The organism is Corallococcus sp. AB049A (assembly GCF_003668885.1).
GTDB lineage: Bacteria > Myxococcota > Myxococcia > Myxococcales > Myxococcaceae > Corallococcus > Corallococcus interemptor.
Genome location: NZ_RAWL01000119.1, coordinates 1 through 20,991, shown reverse-complemented (window position 1 = coordinate 20,991; position 20,991 = coordinate 1). Strand labels below are relative to the sequence as shown.

The following is a 20,991-nucleotide window of genomic DNA, read 5'->3' as shown; positions in this document are numbered from 1 at the left end:
ATTAAGTCGTCGGCAGCGTCAGATGTTTATAAGAGACAGGGTCTAACGGGTGCGTGAAGCGGATTCAAACGCCGAAGGGGCGGATGGGGAACACGGGGATGGACACGTCCCCAATTACGCGTTGGAACCCCAGCACCCTTGTTGGTACAAGAGCCGAGCCGCGCGTCGGTGCGGCCGTGTGGGAGGCAGCAACTTGCGGGAGAAACTGAAGGCCTTGGCGGAGCTGCAGAAGGTAGACCTCGAGGTCGCCTCGCTCCGGAAGGCGGCGGACGTGCATCCCCGCCAGATTTCCGAGCTGGAGCGGGAGCTGGGGGTCGCGCGCAATGGCATCGAAGCCGAGCGGACACGCGTGGCCGACCTGGAGAAGCAGAAGGCCCTGCTCGAGCAGAACATCACGGACGAGAAGGACAAGGTGAAGAAGTGGGAAGCACGCCTGTCCGACCAGCGCTCCACCCGTGAGTACTCGGCGCTCGCTCGCGAAATCGACATCGCGAAGAAGGGCATCCTCACCCAGTCCGAGGCGCTCACGGAGAAGGTGAAGGAGCTGGGCCAGGCGCGCGAGGCCATCAAGGGCAAGGAGGCGGACTACGCCACCAGGCAGCAGGGCCTGTCCGGCCGGATGACGGAGCTGCGCGGGAAGCTGGGCGAGTCCGAGTCCCAGGTGAAGCAGCTGGAGGGGCGCCGCGCGGAAGTCGCCGCGAACGTGGACGCCAACCTGCTGCGTCGCTACGAGGTCATCCGCAAGAAGAAGCTGCCCGCGATGGTGGGCGTGGTGGCCGGCACCTGCCAGGGCTGCAACATGAACCTGCCCCCGCAGATGTACAACATGCTGCGCACCTCGCTGGGCACCGACGTGTGCCCCTCGTGCAACCGCATCATCTTCGCCGTCGAAGCGCTGCAGGAGCCGAAGGAAAACGCCGAGAAGTAGCGGCGGCGCGTCACCTTCGGTCCCCTCTCCCATGCCGACACCTTCGCTCGTCGACGTCCTCCGTCACATCGCCCGTGAGGAGCCGCTGACGGCGACGGTGCGCGCCTTTCGCGGGCTCACCCGCGAGCACCTGGGCCAGCTGCTGGACGAAGCCGCCGAGCAGCTGGGCGGCGGTCCGCTCGAGGCCGAGGCTCCCGCGACGGAGTCCGCCCCGGCGGCCGCGCTCGACACCACCGCGCCGAGCATCGAGGCGGTGACGCCCGCGGCGGCAGGGGTGCTGAACCGCGTGCGCGTCTATTCAGACGGAGCGGCGCGAGGAAACCCGGGCCCTGCCGGCGCGGGAGCGGTGCTGACGAACACCGAGGGCGCGGTGGTGGCGCGCCTGGGCAAGTTCCTGGGGCACCAGACGAACAACTACGCCGAGTACATGGGCCTGCTCATCGGCCTGCAGCACGCGAAGAGCCTGGGCGCCCGCGAGGTGGAGGTCTTCGCGGACAGCGAGCTGCTCATCCGTCAGCTGGGTGGGCGCTACCAGGTGAAGAGCGCGACGCTGAAGCCCTTGTTCCAGGAGGCGCAGAAGCTGCTGGCGACTTTCGGCAAGGTGAAGCTCGCCCACGTCCCCCGCGCGCAGAACGCGGAGGCGGACGAGATGAGCAACCGCGCCATCGACGAGCGTCTCTAAGGCTCTTTCTTCAGGTCTCGTTCCGAGAACCCTGAAGTAGTCCCTGGTCAAGAAGAGAACTGAACCGGGGAGCCACCCCTCATACCGTCCGGTCTGAGACAGAAGCCACCCCGCAGGAGACCTTCTATTCAGCCACGCATCCCCGACCAGGCCCTCACGCGGCTGCCCCCAACCATTGCACGCAAGCAGGCCACTGACCCGCGCCCATACGGTCGGAGAAGAGGACTCCGCTCGATGCCAACAGCGGCATCCCAAGCTAAGATTCTGGGCAAGGAGAGCGACATGGCACGGAAGAAAAGCCCCAAGGCGGTGGCCGTGAAAATCGTGGGCAAGAAGCCGACCACGCTCGGAGCCAGAAAGGTCGGAGAGAAGATTCGGATCAGCCAGGAGGTCACGAGTCGAGAAGGCTCGACCGCAGTTGTTCGATTCGAGACCACGACGGTCCAGAAACGCGCTCAAGGCAGGAAGGCCAAGTCGCCTGACTGGATGGAGAACCCCCAGCTTCCGGCTCAGCTCCTGACGGCGTTCAGCAAGGCAGTCAACCGGGCGAAGTCGGAGAATGCGAAGTAGCCACATGACCGTTCGCCAAGCGCCGTGGTTCATGCTCGTCGGGGGGATCAATGGGGCTGGGAAGAGCACGTTTTCTCAGAGCCCTGAGACGCTGCGCAGCCTCGTCGAGTTATCGGATGCAGAGAGGATCGAGATCATCAATCCGGACACGGTTACGCGGGCTCTCATGGCAGCGGACCCGAGCCTCAAGCAACCGGATGCGAACCGTCTCGCGGCCGACCAATGCGAACAACACGTCCGAACGCTCATCGACAAGCGGCGGACACACTTCGTCATCGAGACAGTACTGGCGAGCGATAAGTATCGGAGCATCGTTCAGCGTGCGCTGGAGCTCGATTGGAACGTCCTTTTCGTATACGTAGCACTCCCCTCAGTGGAGGCTGCGCTCGATCGGGTTCGAATCCGAGTAGCCAACGGAGGCCATGACGTGCCGGACGAAAAGGTACGGAAGCGTTGGCCTGTTTCACTTCAGAACCTGGCGTGGTTTTGGCGGTCCGCAACCGCATGCGTGCTCATGCTCAACGAGGACAAGCCTGTGTTGCTTGCAAGCAAGCAACAGGGAATCACCAAGATATTCGAAGCGACTCCGTGTCCGCATGCGATGGGCCCAGTGCTGAAGGCCACTGCGGAAGCTTGTGGAGTTGTTGACCCACCGGCTACCGCGAAAGAGTAGCGGCCAATGTGACCATGGATTGCACGTGCGACTTGCTCACGTTGAATCATCCATGGGTGCTTGGAAACTGACGCCTGCCAGGCAAACACACCCTCGCGTGAGCATTCAAATACAGAACGTGGAGGCTGCCGAGATGAGCCACCGCACTATCGACGAGCAGATGTAGCCCAGGGCACGGGCGTCACTCCTCGTCGCCGAAGTAGTCCAGGTCCAGCCGCTTCACCGTGTACGTGGCGACCTCGGTGACACCGACGCCGCTGTCGATCATTAATCTGGCGAGTTCGGTGCCGTCGATGAGGACGATCTTCTTCTCGATGTGTTTCACGTAGTCACGGGCCTCGCGGCTGAAGTCCGAGGTCGTGATGAGCACGCCCTTGCGAGCCCGCTGTCCTTCCAGGCTGCCCGCGAAGGCCTGGACGGTGGGACGGCCGACGGTGTTGTTCCACCGCTTCGCCTGGATGTAGACGACGTCGAGCCCCAGGCGGTCCTCCTTGATGATGCCGTCAATGCCCTCGTCGCCGCTCTGGCCGACGGCCTGGCCCGCGTCCTTGCGGGAGCCGCCGTAGCCCATGGCCACCAGGAGGTCGACGACCAGCTTCTCGAAGAACCGGGGGTCACAGGCCTTGATGCGCTCCAGCAGTTCTTCCGCGAGGCGCCGGCGCAGTTCCTGGTAGCTCTCTTCAAGGACCTCTTCCGGAGTCTCATTGGAGACCGGAAGCTCTGGAGCAGAGGGAGGTGCGTCCGGAGCGTCGTGTTTGAGTGCCGCGAAGACGTTGTACTCGGGGAACTGCTCCAGGAACTTCATGTCGATGCGCGTCGGCTTGCCCTGGAGGACCTGTTGGCCACGCGGTGTGATGCGGAAGCGCCCGCGCCCATTGGCCTCCACAAGCCCGGCCTTCTGCAGGTAGGTCTTCGCCCAGCCGACACGGTTGTGGAGCCGCCGCTGGCGGCCACTGGGGAGCAGTTCGTTGCGCTCCTCCTCCGTGGCCTTGAACTCCACGGCGACGGCGTCCAGCGCCTCGCCCAGCGTGTGGTCCTTGCCGTCCTGGGTGAGCCGGAGGATGGGGAGCATCGCGCTCTGGAAGTCAGGGATGGGCATGGTCAGGCGACCTTGTTCTCACGGCGACGTTTCGAGCGTGCAGTTGGATCGCTATCAGCGGGCTGATTGTTTTCCGCCCGGATCCTTTCGAGGAGGGCCGAGGCGGGCTCGTCTGTGGGGTCCTGGGGAACAAGCTCTCCCCGGCAGGCTTTCGCCAGAATGGCCGCCTCCAAGGATGGCGTTCGGGAAACAGCTTCTGCGCAGACTCGGGCTACAGCCCGAGCCCGAGACATGGCCGCATCAACCCTGCGAACGATCTGCACCTGCTCAGCGAGAGAAGGCAGGGGGACAGGGAGACTTCTCAAGTCAGAGAGGTTCACTCCTTGCTGCGCAACCCCTTTGGTGCGACCAGCAAGGAGCGCTGTCGCGGCTGGCGATGCCAAGAGGTACATGACGAACCGGGGCTCCACTCCTGGCAGCACGGGAAGCATTGCGACTTCGCGACTGATGTTCATCCCGCGCATCTTTTCGGATGCCACAGCCACCCCGCCAACGGTGCCACGAATTGCAAGCAGGACCTCACCACCAGACAGACGGGTGCGTGTGTACTGCTGCTCAATCGACGGGGCCACTCGCTTGAGCAGCGCAAGGTCGATGCTGAAATCCTTGAGGTCACCGCAACGAACCGTCGGCACTCCATCTGCCGTTTCATCGCCCGTTTGAACAATACCGTAGGGCACGCCTCGGTTCGGATCGCACAGGCCATCGACAGGCGCCACAACCCACCCAAGGCCAGAGACAGGGCCAAAGGCGCCCGCCTCATCGTTGCACTCGGGTTCCTTGTACTCGGCTTTCCACTTCTCGTCCTTGGGGAGCTTGCCCTTGGACTGCATTCGCTTCAACTCGGCTTCTTCCCAGCGGCGGCGGCGCTCGGATCGAATCCGCTCCAACAGCTTCGAGGCAGGCTCCACGTCCGGGTTTGCCTCGCGCCAATCCTGTGTGAGGTCTCCCCGGAACGCGGCTGAGAGCACCGACTGCCGGAATCGTTCCAGCAGCGCCGGGATGGCGTCCAGTGATTCCTTCGCTCGGCGGCTGCAGGCCAGGAGGGATTCGAGTTTGGCTACGATGCGGCGCTGCTCGTTGAGTGGGGGCAGAGGGAACTGTATCTCTCGAAACCGCTTCAAACTTAGCTTCTGTTGAGCAACTCCCTTTGTTTGCTCAACAAGCAGACTGCGCACACCAGGCGACCGCAAAAGCAGCGCAAGAAAGTCCGAAGACGTAACTTTCAAATTTGGACTAAGCTTAATACAATCAGATGTAATCACCGCACCAGGTCTATCCAGTGGATAAACAGCAGTATCACCGGGCGGATCGCCCATCTTTGTAATCAAAAGCTCGCCCGGTCGGACCACGTGAGCAGCAAGCTCCGCAGCCTTCTCGTTACTTATGTACTTCGTGTCTGCGCCACCAAATCGTTCCCGCCGAATCTCACGAACAAACACCAAGGGCACACCCGAAGTACGATAATCTTGAACCTTCAGGTTGCTTCCGAAGGGCCCGATGGCAAGCGCATTGGGAACTGTGTCCGAGAGTTCGTCGGCTGTCGCAAAAGCCCAACCCAGTGGAAGCTCAGCATCCATATTTCAACCTATTCAAACTCAGAAGCAACAGTCAGCGCATCCAGCTCAGAAAGAGCCACCTGCAACTGACGTTTGATTTCGGCTGCGATTATTTCAGGCTCTAGCAATTCATCGGCATTCGCCAGTTCTTCACTCTTGAGCCAGAGCAGGTCTAGATTGTCGCCTCGGGCTTCAACCTGCTCGCGACTGAACTTCCGGAATCGCCCCTCGGAGCCCTGGTCCTTACGCTTGCTCTTACCGTAAGGATCCTCGCCGAACGCCGTCTCGAAATCATCGAAGTGCTTCCGCAGGAATGGAGTCCGCTTCCCATAGGCTGGGGCGTTGGTCCGCATATCGTAGAACCAGACGGCTTTCGTGTTGCCCTTGTCTTTTTGACCACGCGTGAAGAACAGCACATTGGTCTTCACTCCCTGCGCGTAGAAGATGCCGGTCGGCAGTCGCAGGACAGTGTGCAGGTCGCACTTGTCCATGAGGTCGGCGCGAATCTCCTGGCCGACGTTCTCCTCGAAGAGAACGTTGTCCGGAACAACAACAGCCGCGCGCCCCCCTGCCTTCAGCCCTCGGTACACATGTTCCAGGAACGCGAACTGCTTGTTCGAGGTCGGGAACGTGAAGTCGTCGCGCTCGGGCTTGCCGCCGCCCTTCTTGGTCCCGAACGGCGGGTTCGTGATGATGATGTCCGCCTTCGGCAGGTCGCGCCCGACAGGCGAGAGCGTGTCGCCGAGAATCAGCTCACCCTCCAGGTCGTGCAGGGCCATGTTCATCAGCGCCAGGCGACGGGTCTCTGGAACCAGCTCCACGCCGTAGAACGCCTTTCGGCGCTGGAACGCCTGCTGCTTCTCCGTGAGGTCGAAGTAGTTGTCCGTCTGTGAGCGAACGTACCGGTCGGCAGCGATAAGGAACCCGCCCGTCCCCGAGGCAGGGTCCTGCACGGTCTCACCGGCTTGCGGCTTCACCACGGCGATGATCGCATCCACCAGGGGCCGAGGCGTGAAGTACTGCCCCGCTCCGGACTTCACCTCCGTGGCGTTCTTCTCCAAAAGCCCTTCGTAGAGGTCGCCAAGGTTCTCCCGGTCCACCCCGTACCAATCGAGCGCATCCAGGGCTTTCACAAGCGCGTTCAGGCTCTTCGGATGTCTCAGCGATGTATTGGCATTTGCGTAGATGTCCTGGACGCGGTTGCTGCCCTTCGTGCCGAGATGGAGGAGCAGTTCCTTGTAGAACTGGAGCTGGTCCATGCCCTCGCGCCTAGCCAGGTCATCCCAGCGATAACCCTTGGGGAGCTGGTCCTCCTGCTTGGTCTCCTTCGCCATCTTCAAAAACAACACGAAAGCCAGCTCGGCGACGTACTGGTGGTAGGTCACCCCGTCTTCGCGGAGGAGGGAGCAGAGGTTCCAGAGCTTCTGTACGAGTTCGTTCGCGTTGGTGTTCATCCGGTTGCCTTGCCACCTTGTTGCCAGAGAGCGTCGTTCAGGTCAGCAAGGACCTGCTCCAGGCGGCCCTCGAAGACCTTGTTGAAGTACGTGAAACCACCACTGGCCCCGAACTGCCCCTGGTCGAAGGCGTCCTTGTCCACGACGGACTCGACCTTGAGCTGCTTGGCGATCCGCTCCAGCCACTTCCGCTGGGGTTGCGTCCAGGCCTTCGCTTCCAGCACCTGGCGCAAGGCCCGGTCCACCCGCTCGGAGTATGGGACCAGTGCCTCTCCCAGTGCCCTCTGGCGGATGAAGCCGATGATGGAGGCCGCGATGTCCTGGTTGGTCGTCTCCCGCCAGGCCGTCTGGAGCGCGGTCTCGTTGTAGCCCGCCCTGTCGAGCGCGAGCTTCAGCTCCTTGAGCTGCTGGCGCGTCAGCTCACGCGGCCGCTGGCACACGACCATCAGCGCAGGGAGCACGTTCTGATTGTTCCGAATGAAGGCCGCAAAATCGTTCAGGTAGTCACCAGGACGGACACGGCCCGGGCCGTAGCCCCGCTCCACGGACTTCAGTGCGTCCGCGTGATGACTGACGTAGATGGGCGTCCCGGGTCCCCTGTGGTTATCGAGAACCTCTCCCAGCTGCGGGTGGGCCGAGAACCAGGTCGCGACCTCTACGGAGGACTTGTTCCGGAGGAAGAGCAACAGGTCGCCGACGGGCATTCCAGCGACGGCTTCGAAGTGCTCAGAGGACTTCTGCTCGATGGACCGTCGCTTGCGGCGTAGCTTGACGACGAACTGGTCAATCACCTGCCGCTGGGCCTCAGCATCCTTGATGGCCAGGAGTTCCTGGGCGAGCTGCACGAACGTGAAGGATGGATTCACGACGACCGGCTTCATCGACGTGAATCGCTCCAGGGCCGCGTAGAGATCCACGGCATCGAAGATGCGGAAGACCTCCTTGCCGATGTCGTCACACCTGCGCGTCCCTCGCCCCAGCATCTGCTCGTAGAGGATGCGGCTCTTCACGCGGCGCAGGAACACGAGGTTCACGATGGGCGGCACATCGATGCCGGTCGTGAGCAGGTCCACGGTGACAGCGATGCTCGGCTGCTTCTCGTTCTTGAAGCGGCGGATGAGCTGGAGCGGCTTGTCCGAGCTTCCGGTGATCTTCATCACCGTGTCGTCATCCACGCCCCCATACTGGGCATCCAACGCCTTCTTCAAAGCCGCGACCACGATGTCCGCGTGATGGTCCGTGGCGCAGAAGATGAGGGTCTTCCCCTCCGCGGCAGGGTCGACCTGACGAGCCAGTTCCTCGCAGATAACGCGGTTGAAGTTCTCCGTGACGACCCGGGTGTTGAATGCATCGACCTCGAAGGACAATTCGTCCGGCATGTGAACGAGGTCGAACTTCTGGGCCTCGACGTTCCACGTCGCGGCCTGCTCACCAGCGGCCCAGCGGATGCCACCTTCGGAAAGGTCGGTGGTGATGCGGATGGGCGGCTCATGGTCGACGAGCCAGCCGTCGATGACCGCCTCCGGGTAGCTGTATGTGAACACCGGCTCACCAAAAATCTGCGTGGTGTGCAGGGCCGGTGTCGCCGTCAGGCCGATCTTCACTGCGTCGAAGTGATCAAGCACACGCCGATACGTGCTGATGTAGTCGTCCTGACTCCGGAAGCTCAGCTCCGTATCGCTCATCTCCCGGTCGAGGGTGTAGCCGCGGTGGCACTCATCCACGACGATGCAGTCGTAGTCGTCCACGTTCGGCCGCTCGCCGTCGTCGCTGTAGAGGGTCCGCTTCACCATCCCCTGGACCGTGGCGAAGTGGAGCTTGGTTTCAGGGTCCGGCCGGATGTCCTCCATGCCCTTCACGTTGAAGATGTCCGTGAAGGTCTGAAGCCCCTCCAGACGCGCGTGCTTGAAGGCATTGATGGCCTGCTCGCCGAGGGCACTGCGATCCACGAGGAAGAGCACCCGGCGGAAGCGCCGGGTCTTCACGAGCCGATACACGAGCCCGATGAACGTCCTCGTCTTGCCCGTGCCCGTGGCCATGGCGATGAGACATTCGCGGCGCCCTGTCTCCAGCGCTGACTCGACCGCATGAATGGCCTTGAGCTGGTAGTCGCGCAGGCCGAGGTATTCGGTCGGCTCCACGCGCAGGGCCGCTTCCGACGCCTCCTTGTCCTGCTGGAGCAATCCCTTCAAGCCCTCTGGCGAGTACCAGTCGACGAGGGCCCGGGAATGGTTGGTCGGGCGGCGCGCATCGAGGAAGTGGATTCCACTCTTCAACTCGAGCTGGCGCAGGTACGGCCTGCCGTTTGTCGCGAAGAGGAAGGGCACCAGGTACTTGCCCCATGGCCCCCCTGGAAGAACCTCTTCGCCCTTGACCTGATAGCCCTCGCTGTACCGCTTCGCTTGCTGGATGGCGCCGGGCACGTCCTTGCTCCGGCGCTTCGCTTCGACCACGGCCAGGACCTCCAGACCGGCGAACAGGACGTAGTCCGCTGGACCGCTCGCGGTGGGCCACTCCGCGATGGCCAGGTTGCGGCCACGCTGCGGCCGGGTGCCCGCCGCGAACGTCAGGGTCTGCGAGTCGACCTCCCAGCCCACCTGACGGAGCTGCGCGTCGATCAGCTTGCGCGTGTCGGTCTCGTCCAGGTCCAGGTCGGAACCGGCGTCCTGTGCCTGCCGGACCAGGACGTCGAGCTGCTTGGTTGGGGTTGCCGCAGCCTGAACCTGTGCAGCGGCAAGCCCCGCACGGAGCTTCGCCTCCGCCTCCTCGGCAAGTGACTGCCAGACCTCGCGCTCCTCGGCGTCCTTGCGAGCCCTCTCCTCAGCGGAAAGACGCCGTCGGGCTTCTTCTTCCGCGGCGGACTGGGCGGCCTCGGCACCGAGCTTCGCCTGCGCCAGTTGGCTTCGAAGCCGCTCCAGTTCCTGCGCGAGCGCCTTGCTCTCCTGCGCCGGATCCGGAGGCGGGATGAACGGCCCGGGGTTGAAATGACGTTCCTTGCTGAAGGTCCGGTGGAACCAGATGGCCAGCACCCGGGCGATCTTCAGCCCATGAAGCGCATCACTGTGCGTCCCCCGGACCTCATGCGCTGCGGCGTTCCCGGCTCGCCGGAGTTCATGGAGAACCTGCCGGACCTCGACGGTCAGCGCACCGCGTGCGTCCAGCGCACGAATGAGGTCCACCTGGTTCTGGTCCGGGGAAGCAAGCAGGCCGAGGTTCGCGGCGGCTCGCTGTGCGAGGACCTCCGCGAACTGCCGGAGCTTCATCAGGCAGGTGGTCGGGTCTTCGGCGAAGTAACGCTCTGCCTGTGCACCCAATGCGACGAGCAATGGGTCATGAAGCAACAGGAAGCCAAAATTCGCGGAGCGCGGCTGGGGAGCAGGCACCCCACAACTCTACCGAATGTTCACGGCTTCCCCAGATTTGGCAGGGTGGTGTTGGGTCCACCCCACCCCATGTCAGCCCGGACGGCCGCACTCCTTCCGTCAGGGCACGGAGTCCCCCGCCACGGCGTTGGACGGCTTGGGGCGGTCCCATTTCTGGAGCGCGATGCTGACTGCTCCAGGCAGCAGGATTTCCTTCTTCACCCGCGCATAGGCCGCCTTGGAATCCCGCCCCTGGGCATCCAGCTGGCGCGCGAGGACCAGGTGGAGCGCGGCGCGCTCGCCCCAATCCAGCGTCGTCGTCAGTGACTCCACGGGCAGCGTGCCGCGCAGCACGTCCTGCAGCTCTCCGTAACCCAGCTCCACGCCGGAGAGGTCGAGCGTCCTCGCCGCGAGCGCCGCGTCCCCGAGCCTTTCGAACTCCGCCGCCAGCAACAGGCCTGCCTCGGGGCCGAGGCGGTGGAAGCCGAAGAAGTCGAGTTGCGTGGAAGCCCTTGCGGCGAACCCAGGCTCCTCGGCGAGCGCCAGCATCAGCCGCACCGCGGTCTCGAGCGGATCGTCCTTCGTTCCGAGCGGCGAATCGACCTCCGGAGGCAGTCCCAGCGAGGCCGACAGCCACCGGACCACCATTCCCTCCGGCTCGTCCTTCTGGGCCGACGCGACGAGCTGCCGCATCGCCGCGTTCTCCTTGCCCTCCAGTGACGCGTGTCCCACCAGCTTCGCGTAGAGCTGCGCGTCATCCAGGTCCGGTGGCTCCGTCTCCGGGCTGGCCTGGAGCAGTCGCTCCGACAGCCTGCGCGCCGCCTCCGCTCGGCGGCCCAGGGCCACCAGCACCTCGGCATGCGTGTCCTGGTAGCGCGCGTAGTCCGGGTCCCCCTGCTCCATCGCATCCAGCAGCGGGAGCGCATCCGCCCAGCGCTGCTGACGCGCGTACCGCACCGCCAGCGCCCGGCGGGGAAGCAGCTCTCCGGGATGATTGCGCACCAGCGCCTCCAGCCGTGCGGTCCCCGCGGGCTCGGGCTCCACGCGCGCGAGCATCACGGCCATGACCAGGGAGCCGGGATGGCGTTCCACCTCGGCCTGATAGTGCGCGCGGAGTTCGTCGTTCCGCCCGGCGCGACGCATGTTGTACATCCACGCCCGCTGGGCATCCACGTTGTCCGGCTGCGAGTCACGCTGCTGCCGCGTGGCGGCGAGCGACGCGAGAAGCCCCTCCTCACGCGCGAGCACCATCCTCGCGGCCCTGGCGGCGTTCCGCGCACCTGGCGTCTCCGGCAGCACCCTCGCGAGCTCTTCCGTGAATCGAGCCGCCTTGGCCGTCTGATGGTTCGACATCAGCCAGCCATAGCTCGCGGCCCATCCTCCTGGTGCCTGGCCCAGATGGAAGCGCGTGGTGTAGCGGCCGTCCTCCTTGCGCATCTGGATGCTTCGGGGCGGATCGGTGAGGACGTAGTCGATGTGTCCCGCGCGCAGGAAGGATGTCCCCGCGACGACCAGCGACGAGGGCTCGGACTCGGAGGCGGGCGCATCGTTCCGCTCGTAGCGGACCGTCGTGATGAAGAGCGGAGCGGCGCCCAGCAGGTTGTAGACGAAGAGTCCGCCCTCGTCCGTCACGAACACCGTCTCGTGGGCCAGCGTGGCCTCCCCACCGCGCACGTCCACGTCCAGGGGCCCGATGGGCATCGGACGCACGAGATGATCATTCGCCCCGAGCGAGAACCGCTCGCTGCCGGCGGTGACAGTCACCGGGGTGTCCAACGCGTTGACGAAGAGCACCTTCTCCTGGGCCCTTCCGGTCCAGGTCACGCCCACGACCGCGAGCGCACAGATGCCGATTCCGCCGAGCAGCAGCCTGCCGTGGCGTGGAGAAGTGGAAGGAGCACTCACGGCTGGGCCTCCTGGACGAGCGTCGAAGCGGTGAGCAACAACGGGCGGCGGTCACCCGCGCCGGGCAGATGCCAACGGTCCACCCACGCGTGGAACAGGACCTCCGAGCCGCGCGGATCCGCCGCGTCCGCCACGAGGTCCAGCGGCGCGACCGGCAGCTCCAGCCCCTCCGGTTTCACCGACCAACCGCGCTTGCCCGCCTGGACCTCCTCCCGCACGTGGAGGGTGAGCAACGGCGGCCCCTCGCGCTGGGAGCCCCGGCCTCCGTCCACGACGAGGACGCCCTGCCCCACCGCTTCATCCACCGTCCGCTGCCAGGCGCTCACGAGCAACTCCGAGGGATCATCCTGGGGCGTCCGCGCGCCCTCCTGCGCCGCATACGTCACGGTGATGCGGCGGCTGTGCGTGCGCGAGGCGGCGTCCAGCAAGGCCGTGAAGAACGCGCGAGACGGCGCGGCGGCGCTGCCTGGATCCAACCGGGCCTCCAGCTGCGTCCGGGCCTTGCCCAGCTCCGCGTCCACCTTGGCCTGGAGCTGGGGAACGAACCGGGGGTCGGGCTGCTCGCGCAGGTACTCCAGCATGGCGCTCAGGTCCGCATGCGACGCGACGCGCATCCAGGCGTGCTCCGCGGACAACCGGTTCTGCGGCCACACGGCCGCGCCCGCCAGCAACACGCCCATCCCCGCGGCGGCGAACACACCGGGCCAGGGCGAAGGCGTGTTCGGTGCCCGCACGTGGCCCTGCTTGTTCGCGCTCGCCAGCAGGGCCGGAGGCAGGTGCTCCACGCCGCTCTCCGCGTCCAGCATTCCCCGGCCCAGCAGCTCCAGCACGCGGCGGCGACGGGCGATGAGCTCCTGGGCCAGCGCCTCCGCCTTGTCCTTGCCCTTCACGGTCAGGACCATGCGCTTGTCGCTGAAGCGCATCTGGATGTTGGTGTGCTGATACACGCCGTTGTTCTGGTGATTCACCAGCTGCAGGTCCTGCAGGTGCACGAGCGGCCACACGGTGATGCGGTCGATGGCCACCTGGATCAGATGCAGCGGATGGATGGTGTTGAAGCGCCCGTAGGGGCTCGCCATCACTCGCAGCAGGTAGCGCGCCTGGTAATACATGGCGCCGCAGCCGAACCCCGCGACGGCCGCCCAGAACACCCAATCCCAGACACCGCGCTCGTTGGTGCCCAGGAAGATGAACGTCAGCAGGAAGCACAGGGCCGTGGCGCATATCAACGTGAAGAGGGCCGGCATCACCCAGGTCGACAGGACGCGCCAGCCACCGATCCGCTCGGCCTCCGAGTGCAGCCAGTCACGGGTGACCTGCGGCAGGGCGTCCACCTCCACGGTGACGCACGTCGGATACGCGGCCTCGGTGGCGCTCTCCGGGTTGAAGCGCCGGCCGAACGCGAGCAGCTGGTTCGCGCCCCTGGACTTCTGCTGGCCAAAGAGATGCGCGGCGGCCGCGGAGAGCTGGGCTCCCGTCCACCGGCGCAGCTCGGGGTCGGCGTCCTCCGGCAGCTCGGCGTCCAGCCGATCCAGCTCCTTCGCGGCTACGGCGTCCTGGCCGAACTCCAGCATCGTGGCGATGCGCCGCACCTTGAGGGCGAGCACGTCCATCCGCGAGATGCCGGGCAGCGACTGCGCCTGCTCGAGCACCTTGAGCGCGTCCGCCACCTGCCCCATCGCCTCCAGGCAGTCCGCCAGCGCCACGCGCGGGCTCACCTCCGAGGGGCCATGCTTGCCCGCGCGCCAGAACGCGTCCGCGGCCTCCTTCATCTGCTCCAGGCGGAGCAGCGCCCAGCCCCGCTGCAGGTGCGCCTGCCAGGAGTCCGGCGCCCTCGCGAGCAGCGCGTCGAACTCCGCCAGCGCCTCCTTGGCGTCACCCTCGTAGAGGAAGTGGCGGCCCAGCAGGATGCGCGCGTCGTGGAGGTCCGGCTGTTCGTTGAGCAGCTCGGTGAGGAGCCTCCGTCCACCGACCTTGTCACCCGCTTCGAACAGGTTGATGGCCTCCTGGAGGGCGGCGTTGTTCCGTGCCTCCGGGCCGTCCGCCTGCTGCGCGGCGCTGGCGTCGAAGGCCTGCCGCGCTTCGGGGTCGGAGAGCAGTTCGTACGCCTCGCGCAGGCGCCGGAACTCCTCCGGGTGCGTCTCCGGTGGGTTCTGCCGGACGCGCTCGAAGTACGCCTTCTTGATGGCGCGGGCGTCCGCGTCCTGCTCGACGCCCAGCACCTCGTACGGGTTCTGGCGGGGCTCGTTGTTCACCTTCGCTCCAGTCCTGGCGTGTTCCCGGCCGCGTTCACGAGCCGCCACGCCTCATCCAAACTGTCCACCGCGATCAATCTCAGGCGCCCGGACACCTCGGGCGGCAGCGCCGCCACGTCGTCCAGGTTTCGGCGCGGGTGCACCACCACGCGCATGCCTTCGAGGTACGCGGCCACCAACTTCTCGTGCACACCCCCCACGCGCCGCACTTCACCGTTCAGCGTCAGTTCGCCCGTCACGGCCAGCCGCGCGGGCAACGGGCGCTGCGTGTACGCGGAGAGTCCCGCCAGCGAGAGCGCGAGCCCTGACGACAGGCCGTCCTTGCCGACCTCCGTGTCGGTGTAGTGCAGGTGCAGGTCGTAACCCGTCGTGTGCTTCCCCAGGCTCAGCGCGGGCGCGCGGGCGCGAACCACGCTGAAGGCCACGTCCGCGGCCTCCTGGCCCTCGGGGCCCACGTGGCCACTGCACCGCAGCACGCCGCGTCCGGGCACCGCGATCGCCTCCAGCGGCGAGACATGCCCGCCCCCGGGATGCCAGCCGAGCACGCCCACGCGCCCGATGGCAGGCAGGTCGCGCGCCAGCAGCCGGCGACGTTCGGCGACCTCGGCCTCGCGCCCCGCCGCCGCCAGGGACTCTCCGTTCGAGGCCGCACGGGCATAGAGCTCGCGTGCCTCGTCGAGCGCTCCGGCTTCGAGCCGCAGATCTCCCAATCGCAGCGCGGCGGCGCCCGGTGCGCCCGCCATGTCGAGCACGGCGCGACGGGCCTCTTCGACCTGAGCGATGGGACGGCCTTCCAGCCACAGCAACTCCGCGCGAAGCAGGGCCGCGGCGGCGCGGGTCCGGGTCGATGCGGGCGCGATGACGAGCTGCCGTTTCACCTCCGCGAGCGAGCCCCGGGAGAGCGCTTCCACGGCCGCGTCGAGCTTCGCCTCCGTGAGCGCGGCACGGGCCGTGGGCAGCTTGAGCGCCTGCGCGGCCTGTTCCAGGGGAGGCGCGTCCAGCATGGCGGTGGAGGCCGGAAGCCCGAGCGCGGCGCGGGCACCGAGCACCGACTCCGCGAGGCGCGGGTCTTCCGGCGCGAGCAGCCGGGCCCGCCTCAGCGCGGGCATGGCTTCGGAAGGCCGATTCGTGCGCTCGCACAGGCGGATGACGGCGCGCCAGGCCTCCAGTTCGCCGGGGGCGGTTTCGGTGGCTTCGAACGCATGCACGAGCGCGTCGTCGGGCCGGTCCTCCTCCAGGAAGGTGATCAGCTCGGCGCGCAGGGACGCATCGCGAGGCGCTTCGCGCGCGGCCGTCTGCAACATCTTCAGCGCATCGGCCCGCTTGCCATCGCGCGCCCAGGCTCCGCACAGGAGCCGGCGCGCGGGCCCGCCTCCACCCAGGTCCAGGGCCTTGCGCGCGTGTTCGGCGGCACCGCGAAAGTCACGCTCCTGGAAGAGCGCTTCGGCCAAAGCCAACCGTGCGGCGGGCTCGGTCGGGCGCAGCACCACCGCGCGCTTGAGCTCGGTCAGGAGCATGGAGGTCCGGTCCGCCGCACGCGCGTGCTCAGCCCAGGTCGAACAGCAGGTCGGTCAGCTCGGCGTCCAGACGGGCCGCGGTGACGCGGTCGTTCTTCGCTCGGGCCTCTCGCAAGGCATTGCACAGCGACTCCAGCCGGGGACGCACGTTCGCCGGCGCGGTCGCGATGCGTTCGGTCGCGGCGGCCAGCAGGGCGTCCGCGTCCGCTTCTGGAGACGCGACAGGAGGAGCCACGGGCACGGGCGCGGACAGCGGCGTCGCCGACACGGGGGCCGCGCCCCACTCACGCGCCAGCCGCTCCTTCGCCTCCAGCCGCTGCTCCGGCCCCAGGCGCTGCGAGCGCTTGTCCACCACGAGCGTGGCCTCCTTGCCCGTGGAGACCACCCGCGTCGTCACGTCGAGGATGCCGTTGATGTCGTACGTGAACGTGACCGCGACCTTCTCCGCTCCCGCTCGCCCGGGCGGCACGCCCTCCACCGTGTACGCGTCCAGGAGCAGGTTGTCCTTCACCAGCCGCGCCTCGCCCTGGAACACGCGGATCTCCACCGCGCGCTGCCCGTCCGCCGTCGTGGCGAAGGTCTCCGTGCGCGACACCGGCACCGTCGTGTTGCGCGGGATGAGCGGCGAAAACACGCCACCCACCCGCTCACGCCCCACCGTCGCCTGCACCTCCACGCCCAGCGTGAACGGACACACGTCGGTGATCATGATGCCGTGCGCGGCGCTCACCGCGCCCGTCTTCAATCCCGCCTGCAGCGCGGCACCGAGCGCCACCGCTTCGTCGGGGTGCACGCCGTCGCGGGGTTCGCGGCCGAAGTACTCGGCGACCAGCCGGCGCACCAGCGGCACGCGCGAGCTGCCGCCCACCAGCACCACCTCCGCGATGGACTTCTTCGACAGCTTCGCGTCCTTGAGCGCGCTCTCCATCGGTTCCAGCGTGGAGCGCACCAGGTCGGTGATCAACGCGTCGAACCGCGCGCGCGTCACCTCCACCTCCAGCGACGCGGGCGAGCCACCCCGGCCCTGCGCGAGGAACGGGATGATGACGGGCGTGGCCTCCACGGACGTGAGCGCGATCTTCGCGGCCTCCGCCGCGGCCTTGAGCCGCACTTGCGCCGCCAGGTTGCCGGCCAGCGACACGCCGTGGGCGCGCTCGAACTCCGCGCCCAGCCACGCGGCCAGCGCCTGGTCGAAGTCACTGCCTCCCAGCTGGTTGTTGCCCGCGGAGGCCTTCACGTCCAGCACGCCCTGGAACATCTCCAGCACCGACACGTCGAACGTGCCGCCGCCCAGGTCGTACACCAGCACGTACTGCTCGGCGTCCAGGTGGTTCACGCCGTACGCGAGCGCCGCGGCGGTGGGCTCGTTGAGCAGCCGCTCCACCTTGAGCCCCGCCAATTCCCCCGCGTCCTTCGTCGCCTGGCGCTGCGCATCGCTGAAGTAGGCGGGCACCGTGACGACGGCCTCCGTCACCGCGCCGCCCAGCGCCCGCTCCGCGTCCTCACGCAGCGCGCGCAGGATGAGCGCGGAGATCTCCGTGGGGCTGTAGCGCCGGTCCCCGAGCGTCACCGGCAGGTCGCGGCCCATGCGCCGCTTCACCTCCGCGATGGTGCGCTCCGGGTGCACGAGCAGCTGCTCCCGCGCGGACTCGCCCACGTGGAGCCGGCCCTCGGCGTCCAGCCCCACCACGGAGGGCGTGAGGCGTTTGCCCAACCGGTTGGTCAGGAGGTTGGGCCGGCCCGCGCTGTCGAGCGCGGCCACCAGCGAGTGCGTGGTGCCCAGATCGATGCCAACGACATGACTCATGCGAGGTGAACCCGAGGCCTTTCGGCGAAGGACCGCGAACGGCGGCTCAGGACTCCGGCGGAGTCCACGGCTGCGCGGGCGTGGCGACGGTGGCGGCTTCCGAGGCGGCGTACATGCGACGCAGCTGCGCGATGCCCTCCTCGCCGATGCCCGCCTCCTGGGCGATCTCCAGCGCGCGCTCCGGCGACGCGTGGGTCACCCACTTCCACTTGTACGAAGCGATGAGCCCGCCGATGCAGGCCAGGGCCAGGACACCCAGGGGGATGGCCCTGCCCGGCTCCATCTCCGTGAAGGCGATGAAGCCAAAGAGCAGCGAGCCCAGGCCCACGACGATGAACAGGAAGCGCGCCCACGCCGTGAGCACGGACTTGCCGCTCATGGAGATGGCCTGGCCGCGCCAGCCATTGCCCTCCTCGGCGACGACGAGCCAGCCCTCCAGCGGGATGAGCGGCACGAAGTTGATGTGACCGAACTTCGTCGCCACGTAGCCCAGGCCCGGAATCGCATCGCACTTGCCGAAGAGCCTTGAACCGAAAATGACCATGGTGATTCCCCCTCAAAACGGTCGCGCCGTGCCGTGAGGCACCCGGGCGCGTGGGCGCGAATCCTGCGGCACCCGGGCGAACGCGCGCAATCCCCCGCCCCGGGTAGGACAGTGACTCACGACCCCGTGGGCCACCGCTCCAGGTAATACGGACGAGCCAGGAAGAACTGGCTCCCCGACACCGCGAGTGACCCTGCCCCCCCGACGCCGCGTCGCTCAATTCCTCCGAGCGGTCGAGGTCATCCCAGACCGGCCCTATCGCTCCACACCCTCCAGCAGCGACAGGATGAAGGCGTCGTAGGCGTCCTTCATCGGCAGCTCGTAGTCGACCTTGATGCGCCGGCGCTCCGCGAGGACCGTCTCCCCTGTCCTGGGGTTGAGGGCCTCCTTCGCGTACGTCTCCCGGTAGAGCCCCGTCCCGCGCTTCTGCCAGTTCGGCACGTCGTTGAAGTTCACGCCCCGCTGGAAGAGCAGCTCGTTCTTCTCCGCTACCGACAGGCGCATGAGCATGGCCGTGGCCTCCGCCACGCCCTTTCCTTCGCGGCGCAGGCTCCAGTAGCAGTGCGCGTTCAGCGCGTTCCGGACCGCGTCCTCGTTGCGCCAGCGGAAGTAGTCGCGCACGAGCTCCACGTTCGGCAGCTCGCAGATGCGGCAGTCGAACGTGCCCAGGTCCCCCAGGAGCAGCGAGAACTTCGCGCTCGCCTCGCCCGCGAGGATGGAGTTGAGCTTGCGCGTCTTGCGCCCGAAGGTGTCCTCGTCCGGGTGGAAGAGCAGCGAGATCTCGTCGCTCTGCGTGTAGCCGTAGATGACCCGGAAGCCGCGGTCCATCAGGTGGCCCGTCGTCGCCACCATCAGGTCCCGGAAGCGCACGTCGAAGGGGCTCTCGAAGGCGTGCACCTCCTTCGTGAGCCGCGTGAAGCCGCGCCCGTCGATGCGCGCCACCATGAACACGCCGGGCAGCACGCACAGGTCGTGCGCGGTCTCGAACACCCGCATCCTCGCGTCCAGCTCATCGAACTTCACGTTGCCACTCCTCCACGGTGAACCCGTCCAGCCCCAGCCGGACGAAGAAGAGACTGTCGAACCCCTCCTCGGGAGTGGGGACCTGCAATCGCTTGTAGGTGCCCAGCACGCCCACCAGCGGCACGCGCTGCTCCACCGGGCGCTGATCATTCCGCAGCAGCGCGTCCGCGACCTTCGACTGGAAGTAGAGCCCCACCACGCGGAAGCCGGACTGCTTCGCGGCCGCGATGTACCGGGAGCGCTCCGCCACCGTGGGGTTGGTGTTGTCCACCACGAAGGGCTGCTTCGCCTCCAGGCATGCGCGCAAGAGCACCTTCTCCCGGTGCCGCGTCTTGAGCATGTCCAGGCTCAGCCGGACGTGGGTGGTGAAGAAGCGCTCCCGGTAGAAGCTGCTCTTCCCCGTCCCCTGGATGCCCGTGAAGATGACCGCTTCCATGCCGCCCCTCCCCTCGCGCGAAGGCGGACGCACGACACCGTTCAATCCTGAAGGTGGACCCGGCCGGGCTGGCTGTTGTATCCCCCGGAGTGCCGGAGCGGTCCGGGTGAACGCCGGCCATCGCAGGCATGGATGGCGGGAGGAAAGTCCGGGCTCCAGAGGGCAGGGTGCTGGCTAACGGCCAGTCGAGGCGACTCGCAGGAAAGTGCCACAGAAAACAGACCGCCCGTTCCCGCGAGGGGGCGGGTAAGGGTGAAACGGTGCGGTAAGAGCGCACCGCGTCCGGGGTGACTCGGACGGCACGGTAAACCCCACCTGGAGCAAGAGCCAATAGGAGCGCGTCCCCGAAAGGGGACAGGGATGGCCCGTCCCATGCGTTCGGGTTGCTCGCTGATGAGGCCCCTGGGCAACCAGGGCCCTAGATGAATGTTCGCCGCCCATCCCGAAAGGGGTGGGGACAGAACCCGGCTTACAGGGCCGCTCCGGTTTTTTTCCCTGTCACCCGCCCACGGGGACCTGCGCCAGCAGGATGCGCCCCCGGCCGTCGTTGCGCACCGCCTGCGGGTTGGTGAGCGGCAGCCGGGCGTCGTTGCGCGGCTCCCACAGCCCCATCCACACGTTGATGGCGCGCGGCGACGCGCCCTGCGGCAGGGCGATGACGAACTCGTCCTTCACCGTCTCCCCCACCTTCCACTGCGTCGTGGGGTACAGGCCGCCCGCGGGCTTGTGGTCCACGTTGAGGCGCTCCATGCGCCCGTCCGCGTCCTCGATGTGCACGAAGACCAGGTAGTCCTCTTCAATGGGCTGGAGCACCTTGAAGAAGACGGTGACGCGCGCCTGGTCCCCCACGGGGATCTTGCCCGGCTGCACGGAGGCGCCCACCACCTCCACCTTGCCGCCCAGGTTGGCGCCGCTGCGGATGGACAGCGGGGGCACCTGGGCAACGGTGGCCGCGCGGCGCTCCTGCTCGCTGGCCCCGCCGGGGGCCTCCACGATGCAGGCGCTGGAAGTCCCCAGGAGGACGGTGGCGGACAACAGGACGTTCAGGGGCGGAAGGCGCATGACGGAGGGCGGTTCTACCCGGCCACGGGCGCTGCATCCAACTGCGCGTTGGTGTATGCGGAGCGGCGATGAAGACCCTGAGCCCCCTCGACGCACTCCTTGCGCAGGTGCCCCC

Annotated in this window: 16 protein-coding genes and 1 other RNA gene; 5 read left to right on the top strand and 12 right to left on the bottom strand. The window is 66.9% G+C overall.

Features of this window, described 5'->3' with window-relative positions; all coding sequences use genetic code 11:
• The first annotated feature begins 193 nt into the window (after positions 1–193).
• From D7X55_RS15435 to D7X55_RS15425, 4 genes are all read left to right on the top strand, one after another.
• Complete coding sequence (locus tag D7X55_RS15435; RefSeq protein ID WP_120551909.1) at positions 194–928, top strand: zinc ribbon domain-containing protein; 735 nt, start codon at positions 194–196, stop codon at positions 926–928.
• 31 nt (positions 929–959) lie between these two features.
• Positions 960–1,610 (top strand): ribonuclease HI family protein, encoded by a 651-nt coding sequence (locus D7X55_RS15430; RefSeq protein ID WP_121723432.1) that lies wholly within the window; start codon positions 960–962, stop codon positions 1,608–1,610.
• 282 nt (positions 1,611–1,892) lie between these two features.
• Positions 1,893–2,180 (top strand): hypothetical protein, encoded by a 288-nt coding sequence (locus D7X55_RS42910; protein ID WP_147442930.1) that lies wholly within the window; start codon positions 1,893–1,895, stop codon positions 2,178–2,180.
• Positions 2,181–2,184: 4 nt separating this feature from the next.
• A complete protein-coding gene (locus D7X55_RS15425) occupies positions 2,185–2,853 on the top strand; it encodes an AAA family ATPase (RefSeq protein ID WP_158616302.1) in 669 nt (222 codons plus the stop codon).
• 181 nt (positions 2,854–3,034) lie between these two features.
• On the opposite strand, the gene D7X55_RS15420 is transcribed toward D7X55_RS15425, so the two are convergent.
• From D7X55_RS15420 to D7X55_RS15370, 11 genes are all read right to left on the bottom strand, one after another.
• On the bottom strand, positions 3,035–3,952 hold the full coding sequence (locus D7X55_RS15420; RefSeq protein ID WP_120551906.1) for a restriction endonuclease: 918 nt from the start codon (positions 3,950–3,952) through the stop codon (positions 3,035–3,037).
• A 2-nt stretch (positions 3,953–3,954) separates the two neighbouring features.
• Positions 3,955–5,532, bottom strand: a complete 1,578-nt coding sequence (locus D7X55_RS15415) for a restriction endonuclease subunit S (protein ID WP_121723431.1) — start codon at positions 5,530–5,532, stop codon at positions 3,955–3,957.
• Positions 5,533–5,540: 8 nt separating this feature from the next.
• On the bottom strand, positions 5,541–6,965 hold the full coding sequence (locus D7X55_RS15410) for an N-6 DNA methylase (protein WP_120551904.1): 1,425 nt from the start codon (positions 6,963–6,965) through the stop codon (positions 5,541–5,543).
• Complete coding sequence (hsdR, locus tag D7X55_RS15405; RefSeq protein WP_121723430.1) at positions 6,962–10,348, bottom strand: type I restriction-modification system endonuclease; 3,387 nt, start codon at positions 10,346–10,348, stop codon at positions 6,962–6,964. Before hsdR ends, D7X55_RS15410 begins: the two co-directional genes overlap by 4 nt.
• A 99-nt stretch (positions 10,349–10,447) precedes the next feature.
• Positions 10,448–12,232 carry a hypothetical protein gene (locus tag D7X55_RS15400; protein ID WP_121723429.1) on the bottom strand — a complete coding sequence of 595 codons (1,785 nt, stop codon included), beginning with the start codon at positions 12,230–12,232 and terminating at the stop codon, positions 10,448–10,450.
• Entirely contained in the window at positions 12,229–14,487 is a 2,259-nt protein-coding gene (locus tag D7X55_RS15395) for a DnaJ domain-containing protein (protein ID WP_121723428.1), read from the bottom strand. Before D7X55_RS15395 ends, D7X55_RS15400 begins: the two co-directional genes overlap by 4 nt.
• Positions 14,484–16,004, bottom strand: coding sequence for a S16 family serine protease (locus tag D7X55_RS15390; RefSeq protein ID WP_121723427.1), 1,521 nt, complete (start codon positions 16,002–16,004; stop codon positions 14,484–14,486). The genes D7X55_RS15395 and D7X55_RS15390 overlap by 4 nt, the downstream gene beginning before the upstream one ends.
• 28 nt (positions 16,005–16,032) lie before the next feature.
• Complete coding sequence (locus tag D7X55_RS15385) at positions 16,033–17,811, bottom strand: Hsp70 family protein (protein ID WP_121723426.1); 1,779 nt, start codon at positions 17,809–17,811, stop codon at positions 16,033–16,035.
• A gap of 46 nt (positions 17,812–17,857) precedes the next feature.
• Entirely contained in the window at positions 17,858–18,355 is a 498-nt protein-coding gene (locus D7X55_RS15380; protein WP_121723425.1) for a hypothetical protein, read from the bottom strand.
• Between the two features lie 255 nt (positions 18,356–18,610).
• The gene (locus D7X55_RS15375) at positions 18,611–19,378 is read right to left on the bottom strand and encodes a tRNA(His) guanylyltransferase Thg1 family protein (RefSeq protein WP_121723424.1); all 768 of its coding nucleotides are present in this window, start codon (positions 19,376–19,378) and stop codon (positions 18,611–18,613) included.
• Positions 19,365–19,814, bottom strand: a complete 450-nt coding sequence (locus D7X55_RS15370; protein ID WP_120551896.1) for an AAA family ATPase — start codon at positions 19,812–19,814, stop codon at positions 19,365–19,367. The genes D7X55_RS15375 and D7X55_RS15370 overlap by 14 nt, the downstream gene beginning before the upstream one ends.
• Before the next feature lie 94 nt (positions 19,815–19,908).
• On the opposite strand from D7X55_RS15370, the gene rnpB reads away from it, so the two are divergent.
• Positions 19,909–20,302, top strand: an RNA gene (gene rnpB, locus D7X55_RS15365) — RNase P RNA component class A.
• A 10-nt stretch (positions 20,303–20,312) separates the two neighbouring features.
• Here the strand turns inward: rnpB and D7X55_RS15360 are convergent.
• The gene (locus tag D7X55_RS15360) at positions 20,313–20,876 is read right to left on the bottom strand and encodes a hypothetical protein (protein ID WP_120551895.1); all 564 of its coding nucleotides are present in this window, start codon (positions 20,874–20,876) and stop codon (positions 20,313–20,315) included.
• Positions 20,877–20,991 lie beyond the last annotated feature (115 nt).